A 481-nucleotide genomic window follows, 5' to 3' on the forward strand; every position below is an offset into this window, starting at 1 on the left:
GGGAGAGTAGGTAGCCGCCATATTTATTTAAGAAAAGCCTTTCAGTAATGAGAGGCTTTTTTTATGCATCTACTTCAAATAGTTGATCATCCATCTAACTCCAATCCACTCACCCCCCCTGAAATCATAAACATTTTATTATGCAGACCATACCGATCCGCCGCGGCGGATAAGCCCCTCATGGCCGATGGTACTGCACAACAATGTGGGAGAGTAGGTAGCCGCCATATTTATTTAAGAAAAGCCTTTCAGTAATGAGAGGCTTTTTTTATGCATCTACTTCAAATAGTTGATCATCCATCTAACTCCAATCCACTCACCCCCCCTGAAATCATAAACATTTTATTATGCAGACCATACCGATCCGCCGCGGCGGATAAGCCCCTCATGTTATGGTGGTACTGCACAACAATGTGGGAGAGTAGGTAGCCGCCATATTTATTTAAGAAAAGCCTTTCAGTAATGAGAGGCTTTTTTTATG

Source organism: Ferruginibacter yonginensis (genome assembly GCF_042651465.1).
Taxonomy (GTDB): Bacteria; Bacteroidota; Bacteroidia; order Chitinophagales; family Chitinophagaceae; genus Ferruginibacter; species Ferruginibacter yonginensis.